Genomic DNA, 13880 nt, shown 5'->3' with positions numbered 1-13880 from the left:
ATATTTGGTATATCAATTTTTGCTTAACATCATTGTATTGAATTAAACGTGTTGTTTGAAATTTGCTATGAACACAAAGCCGAATATGGGTTTTCAACTGTTGAAATTGCTGCCACAGTTTGGTTTGTTGGCCATTTTCTGGTGGTGTGGAAACCTGATCCACCAAAAATTTAGCTTGCCGATTTCTTCTGGTATTTTGGGTATGTTTTTATTGCTCATCTGCCTGTTTGCAGGTTGGGTTAAGCTGGAGCAGGTGGCACTTGGAGCAAATGCAGTACTGGCTGAGTTAGTTTTGTTTTTTGTACCCATTGTGGTTGCTGTAGTGCAATACAAGCAGTTATTTCTGACCAAGGGCTGGCAAATTGTGGTGAGTATCGGAATCGGAACGATGCTGGTGATGCTGAGCACCAGTTTAACGATTCACTATACCTATCGCCTGAAAAAATACTGGCACGTCCGTAAGCGTTTACAACATCGCATGCATTAACTGGAGTCATCATAATGAATCTTTGGGCAGGTTTATGCTTAATCTGGACACTAGTAGCATATGTGGTCACAAAACGAGTTTATCAGCGATATCCGAAACTCTGGTTTTCACCTGCAATTTTGGTGCCTGTGTTGACGATTATCCTCATGATGATTTTTGGCATTTCATATCAGACCTATCGGCAGAATACTCAGTGGATTGTCAACTTGTTAGGGCCTGTAACAGTGGTCTTTGCTGTGCCTATTTATCATTATCGGCACATGATTCGTCAACATTTGGGTGTCTTGTCACTGGCTATTGTGGTCGGGATGGGTGTTGGTATTGTAAGCGCTTATCAGTTGGCACAGATTTTTAAATTTAGCCCTGAAGTGACCAATAGCTTAATGGCACGTTCGATTTCAACGCCATTTGCAATGATATTTGCAGAAAATATTCATGGGTCAGCGGCATTGGCTTCTTTATTTACCCTGATTACGGGGCTGTTTGGCATGGTGTGTGGTGACTTTATTTTGGCAATGACCAAAGTGCGTTCCAATATTGCCAATGGTGCTGCCTTTGGTAATGCGGCACACGGTTTTGGTACAGTGCGCGCCCAGCAACGTGATAGTGAAGAAGGTGTAATTGCTAGCCTAACGATGGTGATTGCGGGAATTTTAATGGTTTTAGTTGGGCCAGTCGCTATACATTTATGGTTTAAGTTTCTTTAAATTTTTTTGATAAAAAAGAGGCTTGTACAACAGCCTCTTTTTTATCAATTAAGCAATGGATTTATGATTTAATAAATGAGCAACATGTTGTATTTGTTCAAGTCGCATATCTGTCAGTTTGATTAAATCTTCATTGACCCAATGGGGGATATGACCAGAGCGAATCCAGTCTTGAATCTCTTGTGTATCAATATTTAAAAAGTCGGCAACCTGACTTTGCCAAGATTCTCCAAATAAAGCTTGTCCAATAAGAACAAAATTTTCTGTTTTCATACCGTCTATTCATTTCACAAAAGACTCGCATAGGATATCGGCTTGAAAGTGCTAAACAAGGATTTTTAGCAAAACACAACAAAAGCTCAAAGTTTCTATACGATTTCATGGCAATATTATGATGCTTGTTTAAATTATTTATTTTATTTACACAAACATATAAATAAGCCTTGAAGCGATTAATAATGCCGAACACTGAATAAATTGATGAGCTTATCTGGTTGCGTAGAAATTCTATCCGCAACTGTTCGAGGCAAAAGGCTTTCTAAAAAACTGTTTTTGTAACTCATGATGTAAATGAAGAAATTTGCCGAATTTTGCGATGAGGAATATTAACTAGATATTTTCTTTGCGGAGCTTCGCTTCTCATGAGGTAAAACAATTTGATCACAAGAATATGTTGATATTTATAATTTTGAGTTAAGTTTATCCAAAAAATTAAGGAGATCGTTGATAATCTCCTTAACTGATTACTGTAACTTGAAGAAAGGCTTTTTTATCAGTCTTTTTTCAAATTTTCTAGCAATAAAAATTCCATGAGTGCTTTTTGTGCATGCAAGCGGTTTTCTGCTTCATCCCAAACCACAGCATTTTTGTGGTCAAGCATGTTTTCAGAAATTTCTTCACCACGGTGAGCAGGTAAGCAATGCATAAACAAGCAATCAGGGTGGGCAAGACTCATCAAGTGTTCATTGACTTGATAATCTGCAAACGCTTTTTCACGAATTTTCTGTTCTTCTTCCTGACCCATAGATGCCCAAACGTCAGTGACGATGAGGTCGGCATTTACGGCAGCATCTTCTGCTGAGCCAACCAATTCAGCGCAGTGGGCAAACTCAGACAAGAACTCAGGTTTTGGCTCGTAGCCTTTTGGTGCCGCAATTTTGAGCTTAAAGCCCCACATGTGCGCAGCTTCAATATATGAATTACACATATTGTTACCATCGCCAATCCATGCCACAGTTTTACCTTCAATGCTACCGCGATGTTCAACATAAGTTTGAACGTCTGCGAGTAATTGGCAAGGGTGGTGGTCATCGGTCAATGCGTTAATCACAGGGACTTTTGAGTAAGAAGCAAAACGTTCTACGATGTCATGTCCAAAAGTACGAATCATCACAATATCAAGCATGCTTGAAATGACACGTGCTGAATCTTCTATCGGTTCACCACGACCCAATTGAGTGTCACGTGATGATAAAAAGATGGCACTACCACCAAATTGGCTCATACCTGCTTCAAAAGAAACGCGGGTACGTGTGCTTGATTTTTCAAAGATCATGCCGAGGACTTTACCAACAAAAGGTTGGTAAACCGTGTTTTCGTGTTGTAGACACTTAAGCTCTTGTGCGCGTGCAATAATGCGGTTAAGTTCTGCCGTCGAAAGATCACGTAAAGTGAGGAAATGCCGTAGAGCCATGGTTACTCCACATAATTGTTGAATCGCGATGGCATCAACAATTAGTTGTTCGTTAAAGAAAAAGTAATCGATTACTATACTATAAGCTGTCTATTTTTCCAAAGACTTATCTATATTGCAGAGCTTTTAAAAAGTGTTCGACACTATATTCAATATAATGATTGATTTCTTCAAGGCTTTCGTTAGGTTCAACACCCATTAAGACCTGCCATTCAAAATGCCATAAAATTCCTAAATACATTTTGGCGGAGTGCAAAGGGTTAGCACAGACGATTTGACCCTGTTCATGTGCCTGGCTGAGTCGTTGACTGACATTGTGTAGAATTTTCCCAGGACATTCTTCATATAAATAGATTGCAAGCTCGGGGTTTTGCTTGGTTTGTTCAAATAGTAATCGAACAAATTTACGATTTTCTGGTTTTAAAATGTGTTGATAAAAATTATTTAAAATACTGACCAATAAGCTCTTTAAATTGCTAGTTTGTGGGGCGATTTTTAAGAATAGTTCTTTGAAGAAAATATCACGGCGATGTTCACAGATCGCTTTAAATAAGCCATCTTTATTACCAAAATATTTATATAAGGAGGCTTTTGATCCCCCTGCATGATTCACAATGTCATCAAGGGAAACAGCGTCATATCCTTTTTCTAAAAAAAGTTCCGTAGCAGATATTACAAAGGCAAGATGTCGCTCAAACCCACGTTTGGTTTGGGGTGGCACGTTGCAATAGCAGTAAAGTTGATCTGACATAGGAAATAAATCAAGATATCACGGTTAATCGTTGAGTATAGCAAATCTGGACTAAAATGGCGCAATAGCCTGTGGGTGTATTGTTCACTTTACGATTATTTGCTCATATACAATTTGCGGATACTCTCGGAATGCTTGTTCTTTATGTAGTTTGCAATTGATTGTCAAGATAAATGAATATTTTGCTCTAAACGATTTGGTTTTTCGCGAAGGAAGTCAGTCCTTGTATCAATGGAGCTTTGAAGAAAATGCTTCTATACAGATGAATACGCAATGGTTGATTCCGTTACTTGATGATGTTTTATTTTTGAGATGGAAGCCTTCAGTTTGCATATAAAATATCAAAAGGCCATGCTGAGCATGACCTTGTGATTTCAACTTAATGCGTTATTCTAAAGTTGAGAGCTTTTGATCTTCTTCTTCATCGTCATCGACAGAATCTAGCCCCAACTCTTTGAGCTTACGTGTCAGTGTATTGCGTCCCCAACCTAGCAATTCGGCAGCATGGCGTTTACGTCCACGAGTCTGCTGTAACGCTGCATTGATTAAAGTGCGTTCAAACATTGGGGTGGCAATATCCAAAATTTTCATCTCGCCATTACGCAATTTTTGTATTGCCCATTGAGCAAGCAATTCATCCCAGTGTTGTACGCTTATGCGTTCATTGCTGGTGTTGGTATTAACAGGATCGCCAGATTTTTGAATTGGAATTTGTTTTAGCTCATTTGGCAGGTCTTCTGGATAAACTTCTCGACCTGTAATCATAACAGTGAGCCAGCGGCAGGTATTTTCCAGTTGACGCACATTACCAGGCCAAGGCAGTTGCTGCATATAACTTATGGTTTCTGGGCGTAAGATTTTTGGGCTAACGCCAAGCTCTTTGCCTGCCTGAGCCAAGAAATGCTGCGCCAGCATCGGAATGTCTTCGCTACGATGTGCCAGTTTTGGAATATGAATACGAATCACGTTCAGACGATGATACAAGTCTTCACGGAAACGTCCCTCATTGACCAGTTTTTCCAAGTCCTGATGTGTTGCGGCAACAATACGCACATCGACTTTCACTGGAATATGACCACCAACCCGATAAAACTCGCCATCTGCCAGTACGCGTAATAAACGGGTTTGGGTTTCAAACGGCATATCGCCAATTTCATCAAGGAACAATGTACCGCCATTGGCTTGTTCAAAACGACCTTGACGTTGTGTATTCGCACCTGTGAACGCACCTTTTTCATGTCCAAACAATTCGGTTTCAATCAAATCTTTGGGAATCGCGGCCATGTTTAAGGCAATAAAAGGTTTGCTCTTACGTGGCGAATGGCGATGCAGGGCGTGTGCAACCAGTTCTTTACCTGTACCCGATTCACCATTAATGAGAACCGTAATATGCGATTGAGATAGGCGACCAATTGCGCGGAAGACTTCCTGCATGGCAGGCGATTCACCAATGATTTCAGTCGAATGAATTGGCGAGCTGGTTTTATTGGCTGATTCTTGTTGTTGTAGCTTCGTAATGTGCAAAATCGCGCGATTTACCAACGCCAATGCTTCATCGATATCGAACGGTTTGGGTAGGTACTCAAATGCACCAGTTTGATAACTTGAAACTGCAGATTCCAAATCTGAATGTGCCGTCATAATAATGACAGGGAGTTCAGGGTGGCTGCTTTTTACCTTACCTAAAAAGGTTAAACCATCGATTCCTGGCATACGGATATCAGTTAAAATGACATCGGGCGCTTCATGTGGTAGCTGGTCTAATGCGCTTTGAGCTTCCTCAAAACTGGTGACATCAAAGCCTTCTTCTTTGAAGGTTTTTTCCAACACCCAGCGCATGGCGCGATCATCATCAATGACCCAAATTTTATTTCGCGACATGGTGCGACTCCCAAGGTAAATATAAGCTAAAAATGGTTTTACTCGGCACAGAGTGGCAAACAATCATGCCGTTGTGCTGGTGCATAATATTTTGTGCAATACTGAGTCCAAGCCCTGTGCCATTGGCACGACCTGTGACCAGTGGATAAAAGACAGATTCTAAAATTTCTTCAGGAATACCTGGTCCATTGTCTTCAATATCAACGCGTACCGCAGAGCGATGTAAAACACCATTAATGGTGACAAGACGCTGAATACGGGTGCGTAAGATCAGCTCAGGCTTATGCTCTTGGAAAAAATCCTTGTGCTCTAGCATAGCCTGCACCGCATTGACACTAATATTGAGCATGACCTGAATCAGCTGGTCACGATCAGCTTTGACATCAGGGAGGGATAAATCATAATCACGTGTGATTTTAATTTTCTTTTTGGTCTGATTGGTAATCAGAGATCGGACACGTTCTAAAGGCTCATGCACATTAACATCAACATAGCTAGGCAGTTGACGTGAACCGAGCATGGTGTCTGCCAGTGTACGTAAGCGATCCACCTCACTGATAATAATGTCGGTGAACTCATTGTATTTTGGATCGTTTAGGCTACGTGCCAAAAGCTGTGTTGCTCCCCGAATACCGCCTAATGGATTCTTGATTTCATGTGCGACGCCACGAATCAGTTGTCGTGTGACTTGGTGTTGCTGAATCAGGTTTTCTTCCTTGGAAATTTTCAGCATCCGGTCAATTGGGTTGAGTTCAATCAGTAACAGAGGGTGATAGGGACGTCCAGCATTGAGCTGTGAAACTGAATAATCCACATGAATGTCTTTAAAATTCACATTAATAATGGCTTCGCGACGTGTATAAGCCTGTCCAGTATTTAATGTGTTGAATAATGCTTCACGTGTATCAAAAGTATCATTTGGTGCTTGTAGAAGCTGAACTACAGGTATACCTGAAGCACGTAACAAACTCATGTCAAAAAGTGCTTCACAAGACGAGTTAAGGTAAAAAATATTTAAATTTTTATCGACCAGTAAGATGGCTGTGGTCAAATTGTCGACGAGCAGACGATAATCAATCGTTGGAGTAGGGTCCATTAGCGTAATCTTCCTGAAGTAAAATAGCGCAATGGCATCGTTGTCATTGTATTTGCTCCCTGTTATGGAACATTTTCTAAAATTAAAACTAGCCCAATTAAAGCAAAATGTAAGCCAACTTTATAAAATGACTTGTTTTTAGGCAAAAATGAGCCTTTGACATGCTTTTAAAGTGGCTTTTGGGCATTCATCTCTAAAACAGTATCAAAATGAGGAGTTTTTAGCACTATCTTGGTGCTGCTTATTTGTTTTGTTAAAACATGAGCAATATTTTGGTGCATGGTTGAAACATTACCGTTTATGCCTATGCTTACGCAGGGAAAAGTCATACAATACGCGCATTCTAGTGGAGTGTTGTTTGCATGAAATCCCCCAAAGTCGGTTTTGTTTCTTTAGGTTGTCCTAAGGCATTGGTCGATTCTGAGCGTATATTAACCCAGTTGCGTACTGAAGGTTATCAGGTTGCATCAGATTATGATGGTGCTGACCTAGTTGTGGTAAATACCTGCGGTTTTATCGAGTCTGCGGTACAAGAGTCGTTAGATGCAATTGGCGAAGCCATGAATGAAAATGGTCGTGTAATTGTGACAGGCTGCTTGGGGAAAGATGAAGATAAAATTCGTCAAATGCATCCAAATGTATTGAAAGTGACGGGCGCAGCAGCATATCAAGATGTGATGGAAGCTGTACATGAGTATGTACCTGCTCCACCAAAACATAACCCATTTATTGATTTAGTTCCTGAGCAAGGTGTGCGTCTTACGCCAAAACACTATGCTTATTTAAAAATATCGGAAGGCTGTAACCATCGTTGTACCTTCTGTATTATTCCAAGTATGCGTGGCGACTTGGTTTCACGTCCTGTAGGTTCAGTTCTTGAAGAAGCTGCGGCACTAAAACGTGCAGGTGTAAAAGAAGTCTTGGTGATTTCTCAAGATACGTCAGCCTATGGTGTCGACACCAAATACAAGCTGGACTTCTGGAATGGACAGCCAGTCAAAACCAAATTTTATGACATGTGTGAAGCACTTGGTCAGTTAGGTATCTGGGTACGTTTACACTATGTTTACCCATATCCACATGTTGATGCAGTCATTGACCTGATGGCACAAGGTAAAATTTTACCTTATCTGGATATTCCATTCCAACATGCTAGTCCACGCATTTTAAAACTCATGAAACGCCCTGCACATAGCGAAAACACGCTAGAGCGTTTACAAGTTTGGCGTGAAAAATGCCCTGAATTAGTTATTCGTTCGACGTTTGTGGTTGGTTTCCCTGGTGAAACTGAAGAAGATTTCCAAATACTGCTTGACTGGCTCAAAGAAGCACAGCTTGACCGTGTTGGATGCTTCACTTATTCACCAGTAGAAGGCGCAACAGCTAACGACTTACCAGATCATGTACCTGAAGAGATTAAACAAGAGCGTTATGAACGCTTTATGCAGGTACAGCAAGAGATTTCAGTAGCAAAATTGCAACAACGCATTGGTCAAACTATGACGGTATTGGTTGATGGTCTGGAGGATGAATATCCAGTTGCGGTTGCGCGTTCTTATGCAGATGCCCCAGAAATTGATGGCAATGTTTTTGTTGAAGACATTGATAAATCACAAATTAAAGAGGGTGATTTGCTAGAAGTCGAAATTACCGATGCAGATGAATATGATCTGTTTGCTAAATTGATTAAAATTAAAGCAAATTAATCGGCTCACATTTACAAATTTAACTTTATTCGAATGAAAACTTTTTCGGAGCACCGTCATGGCAGAAACAAATAGTCCTCGTTACTCACGTATTTTACTAAAGTTGTCTGGTGAAGCATTATCAGGCAACCGTGAGATGGGGATTGATGCCCAAGTTCTTGATCAAATGTCACTTTCTATTGCACATTTGGTTGGTTTGGGTGTACAAGTGGGCATCGTAGTAGGTGGTGGTAACTTATATCGCGGTAGCCAACTACAAAAAGATGGTTTGGTTGGGCGTGTTACAGGCGACCAAATGGGCATGCTTGCAACCGTTATGAATGGTTTGGCCATGCGTGATGCGTTGGTGCGTCGTAATATCAAAACTCGCCTGATGTCTGCATTGTCGATTGGTACTGTAGTTGAGCCATATTCAAGCCGTGATGCGATTCGTCACTTGAGTCAAGGTGAAGTCTGCGTATTTGTTGCTGGTACGGGCAATCCATTCTTTACAACAGATACAGCCGCATGTTTGCGTGGTATCGAAATTGAAGCAAACCTCATCCTAAAAGCCACTAAAGTTGATGGCGTTTATAATAAAGATCCAAGTAAATATGACGATGCAGTAAAGTATGATCGTTTGACTTTTGATCAAGTGTTGGATGAGAAGTTAGGTGTAATGGATCTTACTGCGATTTGCTTATGCCGTGATCATAATGTGCCTTTACAAGTATTTGATATGAACAAATCTGGCGCATTGCTTTCAATCGTGATGGGTGAAAAAGAAGGGACTCACGTTACGAAGTAATATACGTAACTGAGAAAGCTCTTTATACTAGCGCTAATTTTATTTTACATTTTGAGAAAGTAAGGAAGATCATATGATTAACGATCTTAAAAAAGACAGCGAACAGCGAATGCAAAAGTCACTCGAATCCTTGGAGCAAGGATTTGCAAAAGTTCGTACTGGCCGTGCGCATCCATCTATTTTAAATGGCGTCATGGTTCCTTACTACGGTTCGGATGTGCCATTAAACCAAGTGGCAAACGTGGGTGTTGAAGATTCACGTATGTTGATCGTTCAGCCATTTGAACGCACAATGGTTTCAGCAATTGATAAAGCTATTCGTGAAAGTGATTTGGGTTTAAATCCAATTACTGCTGACGCAATTCGTGTGCCATTACCAGCACTCACTGAAGAAACTCGCCGTGATATGCAAAAGGTTGCACGTACTGAAGCTGAAAATGCCAAAGTTGCAATTCGTAACATCCGCCGTGATGTTTTGGGCGACTTAAAAACATTATTGAAAGAAAAAGAAATTTCTGAAGATGATGAACGCCGTGCAAGTGATGATATTCAAAAAATCACTGACAAATATGTAGCTGAAGTCGATAAGCGTCTAGCTGCAAAAGAAGAAGAGTTAATGAAGGTTTAATGGATGACGAGTTTAGACGGCATTCATCACCTTCCTCAACATGTTGCCATCATTATGGATGGCAACAATCGTTTTGCCAAAAAAATGCACCTTGCACAAGGTGCTGGGCATAAAGAAGGTAAAAATACGCTAGATCCTATCGTAGAGCGCTGCCGTGAGCTTGGGGTTCAGGCGTTGACGGTTTTTGCTTTTTCAAGTGAAAACTGGAATCGACCTCAACCTGAAGTTGATTTGCTGATGCATTTGCTGGAGCAGACCGTTCACGAGCAAATCCCACGTATGATTAAGTTTGAGATCGCCCTACGTTTTATCGGTGAGCGTTCTCGGCTTCCAGTCCACTTACAAGAGCTACTCAAGACTGCTGAGCAACAAACTGCCCACTTTAAGCAAATGACGCTGACAATTGCGATTAGTTATGGTGGTATGTGGGATATTGCAGATTCAGCTAAGCGTATTGCTCAAGATGTACTGGACCATAAAATTACAGTTGATCAGATTAATCCCACACTGTTTGGCCAATATATTCACCTTGGAGATTTGCCTGCAGTGGACTTGCTCATTCGAACAGGTGGAGATTATCGAATTTCTAATTTCTTGCTGTGGCAGTCTGCATATGCAGAGCTTTATTTTACTAAAACATTATGGCCTGAGTTTTCGGTAGAAGAACTCAATCAAGCCTTTAAGGTATTTGCACAGCGTGAACGCCGTTTTGGTAAAACCTCTGAACAAATCCAACAAGAGAAAACTGAGAAATAATACATGTTTGAGCGGATTAAAACCGCGTTGGTATTGGTAGCAATTGTTTTAAGTTGTATGTTTGCTACAACCTCGCATTACCCTATGCAAGCATTGATGGTCGTTGCTGCAACGATTGCAGGGTATGAGTGGTATAAATTAATGCCAAAGCAGGATGCATCGATACGACCATTTTTTGTTTTTGGATATGCTTGTATTGCCTTGATTGTATCTGTGATTGCATTGTATGTTCATGATATTACATTGCTTTTTTGGATAGCTTCCATTTTGGTATGGCTCACCAGTGTATACTGGGTGAAAAACTTTCCAGAATATGATGGCTGGTATAATAAAAGCCTGAATCTGGTCGGCCTGATCCTGATTTCAGCAGCAGTGAGTGCAATTTTTTCTGTCTGGGAACATTCGCCGTGGTGGCTAATGTATCTATTCCTCTTGGTTTGGGGAGCAGATAGTGGTGCATATTTTGTTGGGAGAAAGTTGGGTCACCGTAAAATGGCGCCAAATGTTAGCCCGAATAAATCGGTTGAAGGTTTGTTTGGTGGTTTAATCACTTCAGGTATTATTGTTGTTATTGTCCAAAGTCATTATCTACATTTAACTTTGCTACAACATGTACTATTTCTAACCCTCTCGATTATCACTGTGCTTGGTTCGGTTCAAGGTGACTTGTTTGAATCAATGATTAAGCGCCGAGCAGGTGTGAAAGATTCGGGTCGAATTCTTCCTGGGCATGGTGGTGTTTTGGATCGTATTGATTCATTGCTTGCCGCAGCACCGATTTTTGCAACAGGAATTTATTTACTAAAACTTATCGGTGTAGATCTCTAAATGTCTCAATCTGTTTGTATATTGGGTGCAACTGGTTCAATTGGTGAAAGTACATTAAAAGTATTGCAGCAACATCCAGATAAATACTCGGTTTTTGCAGTTACGGCGTATAGTCGACTTGAAAAATTGGTTGAAATATGCAAACAGTTCCATCCTCAAGTTGCTGTTGTTCCCTCAACGCAACAAGATCGACTGGCGCTGTTATTTAAACAGCATCAGATTGACTATACAGAAATTTTGACTGATGAAGCTGGTTTGGTTACTGTTGCTGAGCACCCACAGGTTGATATTGTCATGGCAGCAATCGTTGGCGCAGCAGGACTGTTGCCAACTTTAGCCGCAGTCAAAGCCAGTAAGCGTGTATTGCTTGCGAACAAAGAAGCTTTGGTCATGTCGGGTGAAATCATGATGCAGGCAGCAGAGCAGCATCAAGCACTTTTGCTACCCGTAGATTCTGAACACAATGCTATTTTTCAGTGTTTACCAAATGATTATTGTCAGTCAGAGCGTACAGGCCAACCCAAGCAGGGTGTCTCTCGAATTCTGCTGACAGCATCAGGTGGCCCATTTTTAAATACATCATTGAATGACTTGCATGATGTGACCCCCGCACAGGCATGTAAACATCCAAATTGGTCAATGGGACAGAAAATTTCCGTTGATTCTGCAACTCTTATGAATAAAGGTCTGGAATTGATTGAGGCATGTCATTTGTTTTCAATTTCAGAACATTTTGTTACAGTCGTTATCCATCCACAAAGTATTATTCATTCTATGGTTCAATATGTGGATGGTTCAACTTTGGCTCAAATGGGTAATCCTGATATGTGTACGCCAATCGCACATGCATTGGCTTGGCCACAGCGCATCTCGTCACCTGTAGATGCTCTGGATTTATTTGTACATCAACAGCTTAATTTTCAACAACCCGACACCATTAAATTTCCTGCTTTGAGTTTAGCTCGTCATGCTATGCAAGCGGGTGGTGTTGCACCAGCGATTTTAAATGCTGCCAATGAAATTGCAGTTGCTGCATTTTTACAGCAAAAAATAAAATTTACCGCAATTCCTGAAGTTGTAGAACATACCTTGAATGATATGGAAAATGCTCAGGCCAATTCGCTAGAGACTATTTTGCAAGCAGATCAATTTGCTCGTAATATAGCAGTTCAGCGCGTTGATGCTTTAAGGCTAAAATAATGAGTATTTTATTTATTGTGCTTGCGGCAATTTTTTTGCTTGGGCCACTGATTGCCATTCATGAATTTGGTCATTATTGGGTCGCTCGCAAATTAGGTGTCAAGGTTTTGGTCTACTCAATTGGTTTTGGACCAACTGTACTCAATTGGACATCTAAAAAGTCAGGTATTCAGTATCGTTTATCGGCATTGCCTTTAGGTGGTTATGTCAAAATGCTAGATGAGCGTGAAGGTGATGTTAAAGCTGAAGACCTTCCGTTTGCATTTAATCGTCAGTCCCCTTGGAAACGCATTGCGATTGTTGCAGCAGGACCACTGATTAACTTGATCTTTGCGATTTTACTGTTTTGGGTGCTGTTTTTACCCCAGCAGGAACAGCTCAATACCCGCGTTGGTAAAGTGATACCTGAAACGCCTGCCGCGATTGCAGGTTTGCAGATTGGCGATAAAGTTGTTGCAATTGATGGGAAAATGACTTCGACTTGGGAAGCCTTAAATTTTGCACTGGTTGATCGTGCGGGAGAGACAGGGCAAATTCAGGTACAGGCTGAACATCAGGGTCAACTCAAAAATTTTAGTCTACCCATTCAGCATTTCTTAAAAGATCAAACGCAGTCTGCTTTAGATACTTTGGGGTTCTTGCCATATCGTCCAAAAATTGAACCTGTCATTGATCAGCTTGTGCCAGATGGTGCTGCTAGTCGTCAAGGTATGCAAAAAGGCGACAAGATTATTGCAATTGATGGAGTGAAAACTCCTGACTGGTTTGATGTGGTTGATATTGTACAAAAGTCGCCAGAAAAATTACTTAAAATTGATGTTGAGCGGCAAGGCAAGGTTCTCCAGTTGCAGGTCATGCCTCAGGGTAAGCGTGACAATATGGGAAATGTGACAGGCATGTTAGGGGTGCAAACCAAGTCGGCACACATTAATGTTCCTAGCCAATATAAGCAAACAATTCAATATACACCTGTACAAGCGTTTGGAAAAGCGGTACAAAAGACAGGTGAAATTTCCAGTATGATTTTAAATTCAATGACCAAAATGGTTCGTGGTTTAATTGGTTTGGAAAATTTATCAGGTCCGATCACGATTGCTAAAGTTGCTGGACAAAGTGCAGAAATGGGCTGGCAAACTTTTATTTCATTTATGGCGTTGATGAGTGTAAGTTTGGGGATTTTGAACTTATTACCGATCCCAATGCTTGATGGTGGACATCTAGTTTATTATTTTATAGAAGCAATTCGAGGTAAACCTGTTTCTGAACAAATACAAATGATTGGTTTTAAAATCGGTATGGTATTGCTGGGTAGCATGATGGTCCTTGCTTTATTTAATGATTTTATGCGTTTATAACAGAA

General features: G+C 40.8%; 14 protein-coding genes. 9 read left to right on the top strand and 5 right to left on the bottom strand.

The window, feature by feature from the left end; all coding sequences use genetic code 11:
• Positions 1-67 precede the first annotated feature (67 nt).
• Positions 68-487, top strand: coding sequence for a CidA/LrgA family protein (locus tag E0H77_RS11320; RefSeq protein WP_213073565.1), 420 nt, complete (start codon positions 68-70; stop codon positions 485-487).
• 14 nt (positions 488-501) lie between these two features.
• The gene (locus tag E0H77_RS11315) at positions 502-1194 is read left to right on the top strand and encodes an LrgB family protein (RefSeq protein WP_131378074.1); all 693 of its coding nucleotides are present in this window, start codon (positions 502-504) and stop codon (positions 1192-1194) included.
• Positions 1195-1242: 48 nt separating this feature from the next.
• Here E0H77_RS11315 and E0H77_RS11310 read toward each other — a convergent pair whose 3' ends face one another.
• From E0H77_RS11310 to glnL, 5 genes are all read right to left on the bottom strand, one after another.
• Positions 1243-1467 (bottom strand): MerR family transcriptional regulator, encoded by a 225-nt coding sequence (locus E0H77_RS11310; protein WP_131378072.1) that lies wholly within the window; start codon positions 1465-1467, stop codon positions 1243-1245.
• A 499-nt stretch (positions 1468-1966) separates the two neighbouring features.
• Positions 1967-2887 (bottom strand): ornithine carbamoyltransferase, encoded by a 921-nt coding sequence (argF, locus tag E0H77_RS11305; RefSeq protein WP_131315031.1) that lies wholly within the window; start codon positions 2885-2887, stop codon positions 1967-1969.
• A 106-nt stretch (positions 2888-2993) separates the two neighbouring features.
• Positions 2994-3638 (bottom strand): TetR/AcrR family transcriptional regulator, encoded by a 645-nt coding sequence (locus tag E0H77_RS11300; RefSeq protein ID WP_131378070.1) that lies wholly within the window; start codon positions 3636-3638, stop codon positions 2994-2996.
• A gap of 387 nt (positions 3639-4025) precedes the next feature.
• Positions 4026-5519, bottom strand: a complete 1494-nt coding sequence (gene glnG, locus E0H77_RS11295) for a nitrogen regulation protein NR(I) (protein WP_131378068.1) — start codon at positions 5517-5519, stop codon at positions 4026-4028.
• Complete coding sequence (glnL, locus tag E0H77_RS11290; protein WP_004751909.1) at positions 5506-6615, bottom strand: nitrogen regulation protein NR(II); 1110 nt, start codon at positions 6613-6615, stop codon at positions 5506-5508. The genes glnG and glnL overlap by 14 nt, the downstream gene beginning before the upstream one ends.
• Before the next feature lie 362 nt (positions 6616-6977).
• Between glnL and rimO the strand changes: the two genes are divergently transcribed.
• From rimO to rseP, 7 genes are all read left to right on the top strand, one after another.
• On the top strand, positions 6978-8321 hold the full coding sequence (rimO, locus tag E0H77_RS11285) for a 30S ribosomal protein S12 methylthiotransferase RimO (RefSeq protein ID WP_131378066.1): 1344 nt from the start codon (positions 6978-6980) through the stop codon (positions 8319-8321).
• 58 nt (positions 8322-8379) lie between these two features.
• Positions 8380-9108, top strand: a complete 729-nt coding sequence (gene pyrH, locus E0H77_RS11280) for a UMP kinase (protein WP_004751913.1) — start codon at positions 8380-8382, stop codon at positions 9106-9108.
• A gap of 73 nt (positions 9109-9181) precedes the next feature.
• Positions 9182-9736: a ribosome recycling factor gene (gene frr, locus E0H77_RS11275; protein WP_004751915.1), complete on the top strand. Its 555-nt coding sequence runs from the start codon at positions 9182-9184 to the stop codon at positions 9734-9736.
• A gap of 3 nt (positions 9737-9739) precedes the next feature.
• A complete protein-coding gene (gene uppS / locus E0H77_RS11270) occupies positions 9740-10492 on the top strand; it encodes a polyprenyl diphosphate synthase (protein WP_131378064.1) in 753 nt (250 codons plus the stop codon).
• A 3-nt stretch (positions 10493-10495) separates the two neighbouring features.
• Complete coding sequence (locus E0H77_RS11265; RefSeq protein ID WP_131378062.1) at positions 10496-11320, top strand: phosphatidate cytidylyltransferase; 825 nt, start codon at positions 10496-10498, stop codon at positions 11318-11320.
• The gene (gene ispC / locus E0H77_RS11260; RefSeq protein ID WP_131378060.1) at positions 11321-12520 is read left to right on the top strand and encodes a 1-deoxy-D-xylulose-5-phosphate reductoisomerase; all 1200 of its coding nucleotides are present in this window, start codon (positions 11321-11323) and stop codon (positions 12518-12520) included. It abuts the gene before it with no gap.
• Positions 12520-13875, top strand: a complete 1356-nt coding sequence (gene rseP, locus E0H77_RS11255; RefSeq protein ID WP_131378058.1) for an RIP metalloprotease RseP — start codon at positions 12520-12522, stop codon at positions 13873-13875. The genes ispC and rseP overlap by 1 nt, the downstream gene beginning before the upstream one ends.
• Positions 13876-13880 lie beyond the last annotated feature (5 nt).

It is taken from the genome of Acinetobacter brisouioides, from assembly GCF_004331075.1.
Lineage (GTDB): Bacteria > Pseudomonadota > Gammaproteobacteria > Pseudomonadales > Moraxellaceae > Acinetobacter.
The sequence above is the reverse complement of the archived record's forward strand: the minus strand, read 5'-3'. Positions and strand labels throughout refer to the sequence as shown.